This is a genomic window from Sulfurimonas sp., assembly GCF_050296975.1.
In the GTDB taxonomy this organism is placed as follows: domain Bacteria; phylum Campylobacterota; class Campylobacteria; order Campylobacterales; family Sulfurimonadaceae; genus Sulfurimonas.
In genome coordinates, this window is the sequence record NZ_JBNKRX010000002.1 from 135925 (window position 1) to 149268 (window position 13344).

At 34.6% G+C, this 13344-nt stretch carries 15 protein-coding genes; 10 read left to right on the forward strand and 5 right to left on the reverse strand.

Annotation, left to right across the window (positions count from 1 at the left end; all coding sequences use genetic code 11):
• Positions 1-21: 21 nt before the first annotated feature.
• The 7 genes from ACQY56_RS00935 to ACQY56_RS00965 are packed head-to-tail and all read left to right on the forward strand — an operon-like array spanning position 22 to position 7326.
• On the forward strand, positions 22-549 hold the full coding sequence (locus ACQY56_RS00935) for a hypothetical protein (RefSeq protein WP_428737472.1): 528 nt from the start codon (positions 22-24) through the stop codon (positions 547-549).
• Positions 546-2198 (forward strand): glycoside hydrolase family 3 N-terminal domain-containing protein, encoded by a 1653-nt coding sequence (locus ACQY56_RS00940; RefSeq protein WP_428737473.1) that lies wholly within the window; start codon positions 546-548, stop codon positions 2196-2198. The genes ACQY56_RS00935 and ACQY56_RS00940 overlap by 4 nt, the downstream gene beginning before the upstream one ends.
• Positions 2191-3675 carry a sodium:solute symporter gene (locus ACQY56_RS00945; protein ID WP_428737474.1) on the forward strand — a complete coding sequence of 495 codons (1485 nt, stop codon included), beginning with the start codon at positions 2191-2193 and terminating at the stop codon, positions 3673-3675. Before ACQY56_RS00940 ends, ACQY56_RS00945 begins: the two co-directional genes overlap by 8 nt.
• Positions 3676-3691: 16 nt before the next feature.
• Positions 3692-4771, forward strand: a complete 1080-nt coding sequence (locus ACQY56_RS00950; protein ID WP_428737475.1) for an anhydro-N-acetylmuramic acid kinase — start codon at positions 3692-3694, stop codon at positions 4769-4771.
• Positions 4759-5697 (forward strand): aminoglycoside phosphotransferase family protein, encoded by a 939-nt coding sequence (locus ACQY56_RS00955; protein WP_428737476.1) that lies wholly within the window; start codon positions 4759-4761, stop codon positions 5695-5697. Before ACQY56_RS00950 ends, ACQY56_RS00955 begins: the two co-directional genes overlap by 13 nt.
• On the forward strand, positions 5694-6362 hold the full coding sequence (murU, locus tag ACQY56_RS00960) for an N-acetylmuramate alpha-1-phosphate uridylyltransferase MurU (RefSeq protein ID WP_428737477.1): 669 nt from the start codon (positions 5694-5696) through the stop codon (positions 6360-6362). Before ACQY56_RS00955 ends, murU begins: the two co-directional genes overlap by 4 nt.
• Positions 6340-7326: a lytic murein transglycosylase gene (locus ACQY56_RS00965; RefSeq protein WP_428737478.1), complete on the forward strand. Its 987-nt coding sequence runs from the start codon at positions 6340-6342 to the stop codon at positions 7324-7326. The genes murU and ACQY56_RS00965 overlap by 23 nt, the downstream gene beginning before the upstream one ends.
• Here the strand turns inward: ACQY56_RS00965 and ACQY56_RS00970 are convergent.
• Entirely contained in the window at positions 7303-7791 is a 489-nt protein-coding gene (locus ACQY56_RS00970) for a GAF domain-containing protein (RefSeq protein ID WP_428737479.1), read from the reverse strand. The genes ACQY56_RS00965 and ACQY56_RS00970 overlap by 24 nt on opposite strands.
• The gene (locus tag ACQY56_RS00975; RefSeq protein ID WP_428737480.1) at positions 7784-8290 is read right to left on the reverse strand and encodes a GAF domain-containing protein; all 507 of its coding nucleotides are present in this window, start codon (positions 8288-8290) and stop codon (positions 7784-7786) included. The genes ACQY56_RS00970 and ACQY56_RS00975 overlap by 8 nt, the downstream gene beginning before the upstream one ends.
• Before the next feature lie 82 nt (positions 8291-8372).
• On the opposite strand from ACQY56_RS00975, the gene arsC reads away from it, so the two are divergent.
• Together arsC and ACQY56_RS00985 are read left to right on the forward strand one after the other, a co-directional pair.
• The gene (gene arsC, locus ACQY56_RS00980; RefSeq protein ID WP_428737481.1) at positions 8373-8723 is read left to right on the forward strand and encodes an arsenate reductase (glutaredoxin); all 351 of its coding nucleotides are present in this window, start codon (positions 8373-8375) and stop codon (positions 8721-8723) included.
• Between the two features lie 59 nt (positions 8724-8782).
• Positions 8783-9736 carry an NAD(P)-binding domain-containing protein gene (locus ACQY56_RS00985; protein WP_428737482.1) on the forward strand — a complete coding sequence of 318 codons (954 nt, stop codon included), beginning with the start codon at positions 8783-8785 and terminating at the stop codon, positions 9734-9736.
• Between the two features lie 4 nt (positions 9737-9740).
• Here ACQY56_RS00985 and ACQY56_RS00990 read toward each other — a convergent pair whose 3' ends face one another.
• The gene (locus ACQY56_RS00990) at positions 9741-10181 is read right to left on the reverse strand and encodes a deoxycytidylate deaminase (RefSeq protein WP_428737483.1); all 441 of its coding nucleotides are present in this window, start codon (positions 10179-10181) and stop codon (positions 9741-9743) included.
• 9 nt (positions 10182-10190) lie between these two features.
• On the reverse strand, positions 10191-11027 hold the full coding sequence (locus ACQY56_RS00995) for a peptidylprolyl isomerase (RefSeq protein WP_428737484.1): 837 nt from the start codon (positions 11025-11027) through the stop codon (positions 10191-10193).
• Positions 11028-11120: 93 nt separating this feature from the next.
• Between ACQY56_RS00995 and gltX the strand changes: the two genes are divergently transcribed.
• Entirely contained in the window at positions 11121-12506 is a 1386-nt protein-coding gene (gltX, locus tag ACQY56_RS01000) for a glutamate--tRNA ligase (protein ID WP_428737601.1), read from the forward strand.
• An 81-nt stretch (positions 12507-12587) separates the two neighbouring features.
• On the opposite strand, the gene ACQY56_RS01005 is transcribed toward gltX, so the two are convergent.
• On the reverse strand, positions 12588-13325 hold the full coding sequence (locus tag ACQY56_RS01005) for an AbaSI family restriction endonuclease (RefSeq protein WP_428737485.1): 738 nt from the start codon (positions 13323-13325) through the stop codon (positions 12588-12590).
• Between the last annotated feature and the right edge of the window lie 19 nt (positions 13326-13344).

A 13344-nucleotide genomic window follows, 5' to 3' on the forward strand; every position in this document is an offset into this window, starting at 1 on the left:
TAAAATTTTGTAGGAGTAAATTTGATATACATCGTTGTCGCACTCAAAAGTGAAGCACAAGCACTCGTTGATAAATACAAACTCACTAAATCAACACTAAAAAACTATATACTTTTTTCAAATAAATCGATGAAACTCATTGTAAGTGGTATAGGAGTTGAACACTCTAGACTAGCAACACAGACGCTCATTAACCACTTTGATATTACAGATGATGATTTCTATTTAAATATCGGTGTGTGTGGGGCAAATACCAATTATGCCATTGGAAAGCTTTTGAAAATTGGTGAGATTATTTATGAAGATATCTCCTATAAATTTAGTGAAGGTATAACCCTACACTGTAAAGATGAAGAGATAAAACAAGAAAATTTTGAGGCCGTAGATATGGAAAGTTATGGGTTTTATGATGCAGTTATCCATAATCCTGCTATTAAAAACTTTGCCATATACAAAGTTGTAAGTGACCATTATGAGCCTCAAAACCTAACCAAAGATATGGTAAAATCATTGATATTTAAAAACTTAGATACTTTGGAGCTTTTTTGAAACTATTACTAACTTTTTTTCTTCTATTTTACTCACTCCAAGCAGATGTAACAGATACAGAACTTAAAAAAATGATCGCAAAAATGTTGATTGTAGGGTTTGAGGATGAGGATTTTGATTCAACCTATCAACTTGGTGGTGTTATACTTTTCGATAAAAACCATAAACATCCAGATAAGCCAAAAAACATAATCAATCCAGAACAATTAAAAGTACTAACGCTAACACTAACACAGTCAAAAAATGCCCCCTATTTTATAGCAATCGATCAAGAGGGTGGTAAAGTAGCACGTCTCAAATCTGAAAAAGGATTTTACCAAGTACCTTCAGCAAAGCGTATTGCAACACTTTATGATCAAACAGTGAGAACTATGTATCAACAACAATCCCTTATGTTGGCACAAAACGGATTTAATCTGAACTTCGCACCCGTTGTTGATCTCACTATTAATCCACAAAACAAAGTGATAGTTGGACTTGAACGCTCTTATGGTGAAAAACCTGCTAAGGTTATAAAATACGCTTCTATCATGATCGAAGAGCAAAGTAAAGCAGGTGTTATCTCTGTACTTAAACACTTTCCTGGACACGGATCATCACTTGGTGATTCCCATAAAGGTTTTGTAGACGTAACAAAAACGTGGAACAAAATTGAGCTTGAACCATATAAACAACTCATCGCACAAAACAAAGCAGATATGATAATGACTGCCCATGTTTTTAATGCAAATTTGGATGAGAAATACCCTGCCACTCTCTCTTATAATGTAAATACAAAACTACTTCGCGAAAAGCTCGGCTTTCGTGGTGTGATTGTCAGTGATGATATGCAGATGAAAGCGATAAGTGAGCATTACTCACTGCAAGAAGCAACAACACTTGCTATAAATAGTGGTGTCGATATGTTAGTTTTTGGAAACCAACTTGGATCAAACACTCCAAAAGAATTGGTTGAAACTATCTATAAACAAGTAAAAAATGGAAAAATTCCTCTTACTAGAATAGCCGATGCAAATGAAAAAATAGAGTCTTTACATACTAAGTCGCAAATAGTTCAAAAACCTATAATCTTTTCAAAGCATCGCAAAGAGATGACAAAAGGTTACATAAAACAACACTACGCTTTGGATGTAAAAGATATAAACATAACTCCAAAGATGATTGTGCTACACTGGACAGCGGTTATGAGTTTTGAAGATTCTTATAAAAGACTCTATCAAGAGGAGTTATTTACCGATCGCAAAGATATTGCTGCTGCTTCGCTTTTAAATGTATCTGCTCACTTTTTAGTTGATCGTGATGGCACAATCTACCAGCTTATGCCCGATAACTATATGGCACGTCATGTTATTGGACTAAACTACTCTGCTATAGGAGTTGAAAATGTCGGCGGTGAAGCAAATGAGACAGAGGACCTAACCCCTGAACAAGTAAAAGCGAACATCGCCTTAGTGCGTTACTTAAAAATGAAATATCCATCAATTGAGTACCTTATCGGACATCATGAATATATGGAGTTTGAGAACACTCCATTTTGGCTTGAACGTGATAAAGGTTACCGTACTATAAAAGCTGATCCAGGAGATAAGTTTATGAAAAATGTCCGCTCTAAAATAGAAAATTTAGGGCTGAAATCTCATTATGAATAGTGCTTTTTCACTGCTTGACTGGGGTATATTTTTCCTCTATTTAATTGTCTTGGCACTTAGCTCATACATCTTTTCACGCACTAAGATATCCTCTACAAAAGATTATTTTACCTCTTCAAACTCGATCCCTGCTCTCGCAGCTGCAATATCAATAGTTGCAACTACACAATCTGCTGCTACTTTTTTAGGAGTACCTGAATTTGCTTACAAAGATAACTTTACACTCATTGGATTTTACTTTTCATCTTTGTTAGCAGTCTTTTTTGTTGCTTACTTTTTTGTACCTAAATTTTATGAGATCAAAGCATTAACTGTTTATGAACTTTTAGAAAACCGTTACGGCAAGAGTGCAAAACAACAAGCTGGAGTGATGTTTTTAGTAGGTCGTGTACTTGCTAGTGGAGCTAGGCTTTATATCGCATCTTTAGCTGTAAGTATGATACTTTTTTTGGATATCTCTCTTTTGCATATGGTTATCTCGATTTTACTACTTCTTTTTGGAGCTTTAATCTATACCTATTTTGGCGGAGTAAAGTCTGTTATTTATAGCGACATCATTCAAACAATTGTGTATGTGAGTGCTGGAGGTGTTGTATTTTACTATCTTTATACCTCTTTAGAACTACAAAATATATACCAAACACTAGATTCACTTGGAAAACTACAAATGATAGATACTGCAACCGATGGAAAATTCAGTATTTTTGGTTTGCTTGGTGGCTGGTTATTATTAAACATTGCAGCATTTGGACTCGACCAAGATATGAGCCAAAGAGTACTTTCTTGTAAAACCAAACAAGATGCAAAAAAATCTTTGGTTTTATCGATAATTATTACTATTCCTATAGTGTTTTTATTTTTATGGATTGGTGCTTTACTCTTTTTACATTACCAAAATAATACGATTATTCAAAGTTTTAATGAAGAAAAAATAACGATATTTATGTACTATATTTTAAATGAGATGCCAAATGGACTTCGAGGTTTTGTCACAGTTGGTGCAATTGCAGCAGCTCTTTCTTCAACTAACTCAGTTTTAGGAGCTATGAGTTCAGTTCTTATTGAAGATATTTACAAACCTTATAAGTTAAAAAAAGAGCCAAATTTAGATGAAGAACATTTTTTAAAAGCTTCACGCCTAAGTGTTTTGTTGTTTGCTTTAAGCCTTTTTATTATGGCGATGGTAAGCTATTTTTGGCAAAGATATTTGGAAGTTTCACTGATCTCATTTGCACTTGGAGTTATGGCTTATGCATATACAGGACTCCTTGGTGTTTACTTTGCTGCAATTTTTACTACGCGGGGCAATAACATACTTGTTCCTTATGCTCTTTTTGGTGGTTTTATAACTGTTTTAATACTGCAAACATCACTGTTTGGTTTTACGCTCGGCTATGATTGGCAAATTGTTGTAGGTTTTGTGGTAGCATATTGTATTATGATGTTAAGTAAGACCTCTTCTATAACTTCTAAATAAACTTTGGAGAGCTAAAATGACTAAATATATAGGTGTGATGAGCGGAACAAGCCTCGATGGAATTGATGTTGCCTTATGTGAGGTCGATGAAAATAATTGCACACTTTTATGTGCTCATGAATATCCTTTCTCTCAAGATTTGAAAGATGAAATTCTTACCGTTATTAATGGACAGACTACACTCCAAACTATTGGAGAGATAGATGTAAAACTTGCCAATATATATACAGATGCTATCAATTCATTTATTGAACAGTACCAGATCAACAAAGACGAGGTTGTAGCTATTGGTCTACATGGTCAAACACTTTGGCACTCCCCTGAATCGCAATATCCATTTTCTTTGCAATTAGGCTCTGCTAGTATCGTTGCTACACATACAAATATTGATGTAGTTAACGACTTTCGATCAAAAGATATAGCAAATGGGGGACAAGGTGCTCCTTTTGCTCCAGCATTTCATAAATTTATATTTGGAAAAATGGACAAAAATATTGCAGTTGTAAATATTGGCGGGATGGCAAATATCACTCTTTTAGGTAAAAACTATCTTGGTTGGGACTCGGGTTGTGGTAATGTTTTACTTGATTATATGTCAAATAAAATTCAAAACAAAAATTATGACTCAAATGGAGAGTTTGCACAAAGTGGGCAAGTGATTCAAGTACTTTTAGATGATATGCTTAGCGATCCCTATTTTGAAAAAAAACCACCAAAAAGCACTGGACGAGAGTATTTTAATCCAACATGGTTAGCACACTACTTGAACAATCATATAGGTATACGTGATGCAGATATACAGGCAACACTCACCGAACTCACAGCACGAACAATAGTAAAAGATTTAAATGATGTTGAAGAGATTATCCTTTGTGGTGGCGGTGCTAAAAATGTGTATTTAGTTAAGCGTATCAAAGAACTCAGCCAAAAAGAGGTTAAAACGAGTAGTGAACATGGAGTTGATAGCAACTTCTTAGAAGCGATGATCTTCGCATGGTTAGCGTATAAAAGAGTCCATAAACTGCCTGTAGAGTTAAAAGAGATAACTGGAACAGTCAAAAATTCCATACTTGGAACGATAACATGCAGCAATTAAAAGAGTATTTACAAAAAACTCCTTATAAAGATTATGCTCTTGAAATCGCTTCAGCAGATGCAAGTTTTCGAAGTTATTACCGTTTAAAAAATGAAGATCGGACTTATATCTTCATGGATGCTTCTTTGGAGAAAGAATCATTGAACCCTTTTATAAATATCACCGAAAAACTTCTCAAAACAGATGTAAGAGCACCACAAATATATTACAAAGATTTGGAAAATGGCTATTTAATATTAGAAGACTTTGGAAATACAAATTTATTGGATATTTTAGATGAAAATAATTTTGATACGCTTTATAAACAAGCGATAAGTGAAATTTTAAAGATGCAAAATACAGATACTACCAATCTACCACTCTATGATAAAGCTTTTTTACATTTTGAGATGGATTTGATGCGTGAGTGGTATTTGCAAAAAAAACTTTCTCTAACACTTTCAAATTCTCAAGAAAAGATGTTAGCTGATACACTTGATCAAATATCTGAAGTCGTGCTCTCTCAACCACAAAATGTTTTTGTACATCGTGATTTTCACTCTAGAAATATCATGATACAAGATGATGGTGAACTTGGTGTTATAGATTATCAAGATGGGATGAATGGTGCACTTACCTACGATCTTGTTTCATTACTCAAAGATTGTTATATCTCTTTTGATCGAGAAAAAATAGAAGAGTTAGTTCTCTACTTTCGAAATCAACTTAAACTTAATGTGGACGATGCAACCTTTTTAAAATGGTTTGATTTTATGGGATTGCAACGCCATATAAAAGTACTAGGTATTTTTTCACGTCTGCATCTTCGTGATGGTAAAGATGGGTATCTCAAAGATATACCACTCACTCTCTCTTATGTTGTAGATACTGCCTCACGTTATGATGAAACAAAAGAGTTAGCTGCGTTTTTAAAGAGTGTACAATGAAAGCGATGATACTAGCTGCTGGTCGTGGAGAGCGTATGCGTCCGCTTACCGATACAATTCCAAAACCGCTTTTAAAAGTTGGGGGTAAAGAGTTAATTGTCTGGCATATTGAAAAACTAGCTCGTAATGGTTTTAAAGAAATCGTTATCAACATAGCCCATTTAGGTGAAAAAATTCCTGAAGCCCTTTGGAATGGAAGTCGTTGGGGTGTAACGATTACTTACTCGGATGAGCGAGATACTGGTGCACTAGAGACTGCTGGTGGGATCAAAAAGGCACTAGAATATTTAGGAGATGAGCCTTTTTTAGTTATAAATGGAGATGTTTATTGTGATTATGAGTTTGACCCTAACTTTGATCTACAAAACAAACTTGCTCACCTTATATTAGTACCAAATCCACCACATAACAATCAAGGCGATATTGGCTTAGAAAACTCTTTGGTTTTAAACCACTCTCAAGAGATGTGGACATTTTCAGGTATAGCTTACTATAATCCAAAAATATTCGACGATGTTACCCTAGAAAAATTGCCATTAGCTCCTCTTCTTCGTAAATTTATCGAAGAAAAAAAGATAAGTGGCGAAGTTTTTCGAGGATTTTTTAAAGATATTGGGACACCACAAAGATTGGATGAGATAAATGAGATACTTCATACTATTTAGTATATTTGCAACTACCATTTTTGCTAAACATTATACAAACTGTACATTTCAAAATCCTCACTATAGTGACGTCTGTAAAAAAGTTGTAAAAAAGGGAGTAAGTTACGATTATGCAAATAAGTTTTTACTCTCCTATTTTAAAACACAAAAATATGATGAAATCAGTTGGAAATATCTCAAACCAAAATATATCAAATACCATAAGCAAAGAGAAAAGAAAGCGAACAATGTGCTTGTCAATCGCATACCTCAAATGGTAGAAAATCTACAAAAACATAAAGAAGCATATCACTATGCTGAGGCAAAATATGGTGTAAATAAAGAGATCATTGCTGCCATTTTATTAAAAGAGACAAACTTAGGTAAAATTCAACCTCAACACGATGCTTTTATAGTTTTTAACACTATAGTTACTCGCCTTCCTCAACCCCAAGATAAACGCGAAAAGTGGCTTTTAAATATGGGTAAAACAAATATGGCGACAATTATAGAGTATTGTTATAAAGAAAAACTCTCACCCCAGCAATGTAACCTGCCTAGCTCTTATGCAGGTGCAGTTGGTATCCCGCAATTTATGCCAAACAGTTTTACTTATGCGCAGTCTTATAAAAATGGTATCCCTGATTTAACAAATATGGATGATGCTATTGTTTCAGTAGCAAATTTTTTACATAAAAAAGCTGGATTTGATACTTTAATTGATTGGAACAAACTTCAAAGCGTAGAAAAAGTAGAACAAGCTTGGTACCAATATGAATTTGATAATAACAACACTTCATTTGTATACGAAAAAAGTTTAAAAACAGGAAAAGAGTATACTTGTTTTACAAAAAACAAACCAGAGCTTGATTATCTTAAAGAGTATATGAAAAAAGTTATGCGCTATAACAACTCATCTAACTACGCAATCGGTGTTATCCGACTTGCACACGATGCAGCCTTACTTCTCACTAAGCAAGACTAACTCTAACGTTCCACTGATATAGTTAGCAAAAAAAGTAAGAACTTCTAAATCGTCTGCATCAAAATCAAAACGACTTTTATTAAGCAGTTGCATAATCCCCATAATCTCTCTTTTTGAATTAAAAATAGGAATTGTAATCATATTTTTTGTTTTATATCCGCTTTTTTTATCTATACTTGGTAAAAATCTTGCATCTTCATATGGATTGTTGACTACTTGTGCCTCTTTTTGTGCATATGTATCTCCAACAATTCCAGAATCCAAAGAGATTACAATACGCCCTGCAATTCCGTCACTTAGCTTTGTCCATAAAATATTTTCATTTTCATCTACTATAAAGATAGAACAGCGATCAGCATTAACTATCTCTTTTGCCTCTTTGGCAATCACTTCTAAACTCTCTTCTATATCTTTGGCTTTAACTAACTCTTTTCCAAATTCAGCTATTTTGTTAAATTTATTCATAAGCTTCCTCATCTCTATACGTTTTTAATAATTCAATGAAACCACTTACATAGTGGGCAAAAAAGATCATAAAACGGACATCTTCATCATCAAAATCGTCTGCTTTATTGAGAAGCTCTAAAACACCTATAATATCTCTATGTGAGTTAAAAATAGGTGCAGTTACAATGTTATGTGTTTTATACCCTGTTTGTTCATCAATTGCCGTTAAAAATTCGGGATGGGAATATGCATCATTTGTTACAACAGGTTTTTTCACTTTGATTGTATACCCTACGATTCCTTTATTTGCAGGCATTGCAATTCTCTCAACACCATCTGCTAAAGTTGTCCACAACTCATTTTTTGTAGCACTATAAATAAATATAGAACATCTATCAGCATCAACTACCTCTTTAACATACTTTGCAATATGAGGCAATCCACTCTCTAAAGATTTTTTATCAAGTAACTCTTTTGCAAATTCAGCTAGTTTATGTGTTTTATTTTTATACTTCATCGCAAAGACCCCTTTTAATATTATAATAAACTAATTTCGCAACTATTATAGTGTAAAATTACAATAAAAAAAAGGATAACTAATGAAAGATATAACTATATGGCATAATCCTAGATGTTCAAAATCTCGTCAAGCCCTTGCACTATTAGATGAAAATGGGTGTGAGAAAGAGATTATAAAGTATTTAGAATTTCCACCTAGCAAGTCAGAGATCAAAAAAGTTTTAGATATGTTAGGTATCTCTGCTAGAGAATTGATGCGTACAAAAGAAGATATATATAAAGAGTTAGATTTAAAAAATGAAAATAACGAAGAAAAACTGATCGAAGCAATGACAAATAATCCTAAACTGATTGAACGCCCAGTTATAATAAAAGGTAATAAAGCAATTATCGCTAGACCACCTGAAATGGCACTAGAGCTACTTTCTTAGGCAATTTACCAATAATTTGTTAAACTTTCTTAGATTTAAAAATTTCTAGGAGAGTTTATATGCAACATATATACAATTTAGCAATCATTGGAGCAGGTCCAGCAGGGATTGCAACTGCAGTAGAGAGCTACATGCAAGGTATCCACGATATCATCCTACTTGAAAAAGATGTCAATCACAACTCTACCATTAGAAAATACTATAAAGATAACAAACGTGTTGATGTTGCATGGAAAGGGCAAGAGATTGAACTAGATGGTAACATCTATTTTATTGATGGTACAAAAGAATCAACAATTGACTTTTTTGATGAGCTTATAAGTCGCCATTCAGTTGAACTCCAAACGCAAGTAGAGGTGCAGTCTATTGAAAAAAAAGATGGACACTTTGAAGTGTTTATGGCAGGTAAAAGTATAAACGCTAAATATGTAGTAGTTACTATTGGGCGTATGGGTAAACCAAACAAACCATCATATAAAATTCCACCAAGTATTAGAAAAAAAGTCAACTATACAACTGATGAGTGCGGTGAGGGTGAGAAAATCTTAGTTGTTGGTGGAGGGGATAGTGCTGTTGAGTATGCAGTTGATCTATGCCCTAAAAACGATGTAAGCATCTGTTATAGACGTGAAACATTCAGACGTGCAAATCCAACAAATCAACGAGATATCTCAAATGCGATTATACATAAAGAGGTAAATCCACTTCTTGGAATCGATATAGATAGTCTTGAAGATGAAGATGGGAAAGTAAAAGTACTTTTCAACAATGATACAATAGAAGTGTATGATAGAGTTATCTATGCTATTGGTGGAACAACTCCAAGTGCTTTTCTGGCTAGTTCTGGCATAAAAGAGGAAGATGGAAAACCTATTCATAACGACTACTATGAAACAAATATCGAAGGTCTTTTTGTCGCAGGTGATATCACACAAGAGAGTGGTGGAAGTATCGCTTTAGGGCTTAACCATGGATATGCGATTGCATGTCATATTCAAGATAGAGTAAACTAAAACTTTACTCTGTCTTTAATTGCTCTATACTCACTCCATTATCTCTTAAAAATTTAGAGACCACTTCTGAGTGTGTATGCTCATAAGGGGTTAGATAAACTATTCTTTTAATCCCAGCTGCGATAAGATTTTTACTACATTCACTACAAGGTTCTAACGTTACATAGATAGTTGCATTCTCAATAGAAATCCCTTTTCTTGCAGCCCAGATAATTGCGTTCATCTCAGCATGAATCTCATACGTTTGACTCCAATTATGATGATCGGAGGTATATTCATTACTCCAATGGTCACAGCAGTTTGTATATCCAGCAGGTGTGCCATTATAGCCAGTACTTAAGATTCTTCCATCTTTTACAATCACAGCCCCTACTTGTTTTGACACACATTTTGAAGCCGTTGCTATCTCTTTAGCAATGTTTATAAAATTTTTATCACTTACCATGTAACCTCTTTACTCAGGCATCCTAATGATGTTTATCTCTGCATTGTCACGAAGTCTTGCAAAATAATCACTTAGCACTACCTCTCTTTTATCAGCCATAATCGCATTCACGATTTGGTTTCTTACACTCTCAATTCCACCCTCTTTTGCTGATTCGATCGATTTAAGATAAAAACTCATATAACCCCCTTTTCCATTTGGAATAACAGGTGTGAAGCCATGTAATTCAGTTTTACTCAAAAGAGTTGCAAGTTCTGGTGAAATTCGCTCATATGGGAGTACTTGTTCATTTGTTGCAATCTCAGGTGAATAAAACATAGGGTTATCTACTTTTTCTTGTAAAAGCTCTTTACTTTTTGCATCGTAAATCACAACTGTAAAAGAAGCTGGATGTTTATAATCATCTTGGTGAAGTTTAAAATACTCATGTATCTCTTCATCACTTGGTTCATCCATTGAAGCATATGCTATCGCACTATAAAGTTTTTGCGATAATAGTTTTTGTTTTATCTTCTCTTTTAATTGTGTTGAGCTTAGTCCATTTGCTTCACGAATAGCATCATAAAAATCACTAATAGTCATGTTGTTACGTGATGCCATCTGGGTAATATCATCATACACTTCAGAAGAACTCACAGTGATTCCTCTCTCTTCTATCTCTGCATCTTCAAGTTTTTGGCGGATTAAAATATCTGTTGCACTTTTTACATCAATATGGGATGCTTTCATCTCATTTTTTATATCTTCTAAAGTGATCGCTTCATTTTTTACCACTATTGCTACACCATCATAAACTTTTGCTTCTAAAAATCCTGCAAATAATAAAACCAGTAAAAATTTTCTCATAATTATCCGTCAAATTTAAAATGAATGATTATTTTACCCATTTTTAACCAACAGTACCCTAAAATTACACCACTAAAAATAAAAGGCTTACACATGGTTGTTACTCGTTTTGCTCCAAGTCCTACAGGATACCTACACATCGGTGGTTTAAGAACTGCTCTTTTTTCGTATCTTTGGGCGAAAAAAAATGGTGGAAAATTTGTTTTACGCATCGAAGATACAGATAAAGCTAGAAACTCTGAAGAAGCTACACAAGCTATACTCAAAGCATTTGATTGGCTTGGTTTAGAGGCTGATGGAGAGATAACATACCAAAGTAAGCGTGATGACATTTATGCAAAATATATCAAACAACTCCTTGACGAAGGTAAAGCATACAAGTGTTATATGACAAAAGAGGAGCTTGAAACGCTTCGCGAAACACAAATGGCTAACAAAGAGCGTACAAAATATGATGGAAGATACCGTGATTTTGAAGGTACACCACCAGAGGGCGTTGATCCAGTTATCCGTATCAAAGCACCCCTTAGTGGCGAGATTATAGTCAAAGATGGTGTCAAAGGTGATGTTGTATTTAAAGCAGAGGATATCTTAGATGATTTTATCATCGCTAGAGCTGATGGAAGCCCAACGTATAACTTTGTTGTAGCTATCGATGATGCTTTAATGGGGATCAACCAAGTTATACGCGGGGATGACCACCTAAGTAATACTCCAAAACAGATCGTAGTATATGAAGCACTCGGGTTTGATATTCCAGCATTTTATCATGTACCAATGATCCACAATTCACAAGGGAAAAAACTCTCAAAACGTGATGGTGCTACGGATGTTATGGCATACAAAGAGATGGGATACTTACCACATTCACTTCTGAACTTTTTAGTACGTCTTGGCTGGAGTCATGGAGATCAAGAGATTTTCTCAATAGAGGAGATGATAGAGCTGTTTGATCCAAAAGATATCAATAAATCAGCTTCGATCTATAATACTGAAAAACTTGACTGGTTAAATGCACACTACATAAAAAACACAAACAATGAAACTCTTGTAGAGCTTTTAAATGAGTTTGATCTAGTACTTACTTCTCACGATAAAAAAGAGATTTTACTTGATGCTTTAAAAGAGAGAGCAAAAACACTTCAAGAGTTAAGTACTCAAGCAAAAGAGATCATCACAACACCAACAAGTTATGATGAAAAAGCGATGAAAAAAGCTGTGAAAGAAGATACTCTAACTATTGTTGAAAATTTCAAAGCAAAACTCGAAGCTGCACAAGATATTCATCTACCAACAGAGTATCATCACCTCATCGAAGCGGTAGTAAATGAGATGGAGATCGGATTTGGAAAAATCGGTCAACCACTTCGTATTGCAATGCTTGGTAAAATGGGCGGACCAGGACTTGATGTGATTATGTCAGTAATTGGAAAAGAGGAAACACTTAAAAGAATAGAGAGTTTTATAGCTTCTATTTAACGTTTGAGCTAACTTGCCACCGATCAAGGGAGGGAACTAAGCTGCAGGTCTAGCGGTCAAGTCGAGCGATTTGTTATACGTTTAATACACATCATTTGAATAGGTAACTGTTTGCTGGAAGTCCCAGCCCTCGATAATTGTGCCCAGTTTGATATTGGATTCTACTGCCTCACCTGTATAGCCTACTTTTTGGGGATTCTCTTCCCAAACGTGCCATTGGACTTTACCAAAAACCTTTGTAACAACTGAGTCATGGACAACGATGACAGTCTTAATTTCTTGCTGTTTTCGTTTATCAATTCTCCAGTAACCTGTTTGCCTAGCCAGCAGTTCTTCAGGAGGAATTTCTCCCTTAATTTTCAAGAACAAGGTATTTTTCTGAGTGAATTTAGCCTCAGATAGACTTAGTCGAAAGGGCTCTTCCCAATCTTTCCAACCTCTATCTTTCTTCGCTTTTTCTCTCAGAATCTTAATTGTGTTCTTTAGTTCTTGTATTTGACCGAGCACATTTCCTTGCTGAATCTGAACTCGACAGAACATACATTCGAGCTTTTCTTCGACTATATTTTGTCGTTCATTATCGGCGACGGTGTTGTTTTCGTGTGCTGGTTCGTCAATCTCAATAGCTAAATTTATCTGCGGGTAGAATAAATCTAGTAATGCATATCCACCATCAGTCCTATTTACATAAAATTGTGTGCATGGCATTAAATCATCAAGCTCTGGATCATGTATTAATGAACCAACAATAAAACTTTCGTGTTTTTTATATGCAGTTCGATGAATTTGATCCACTAGATAGTCATATTTCCAGCTCATTTGTCCTCCCGTACGTATA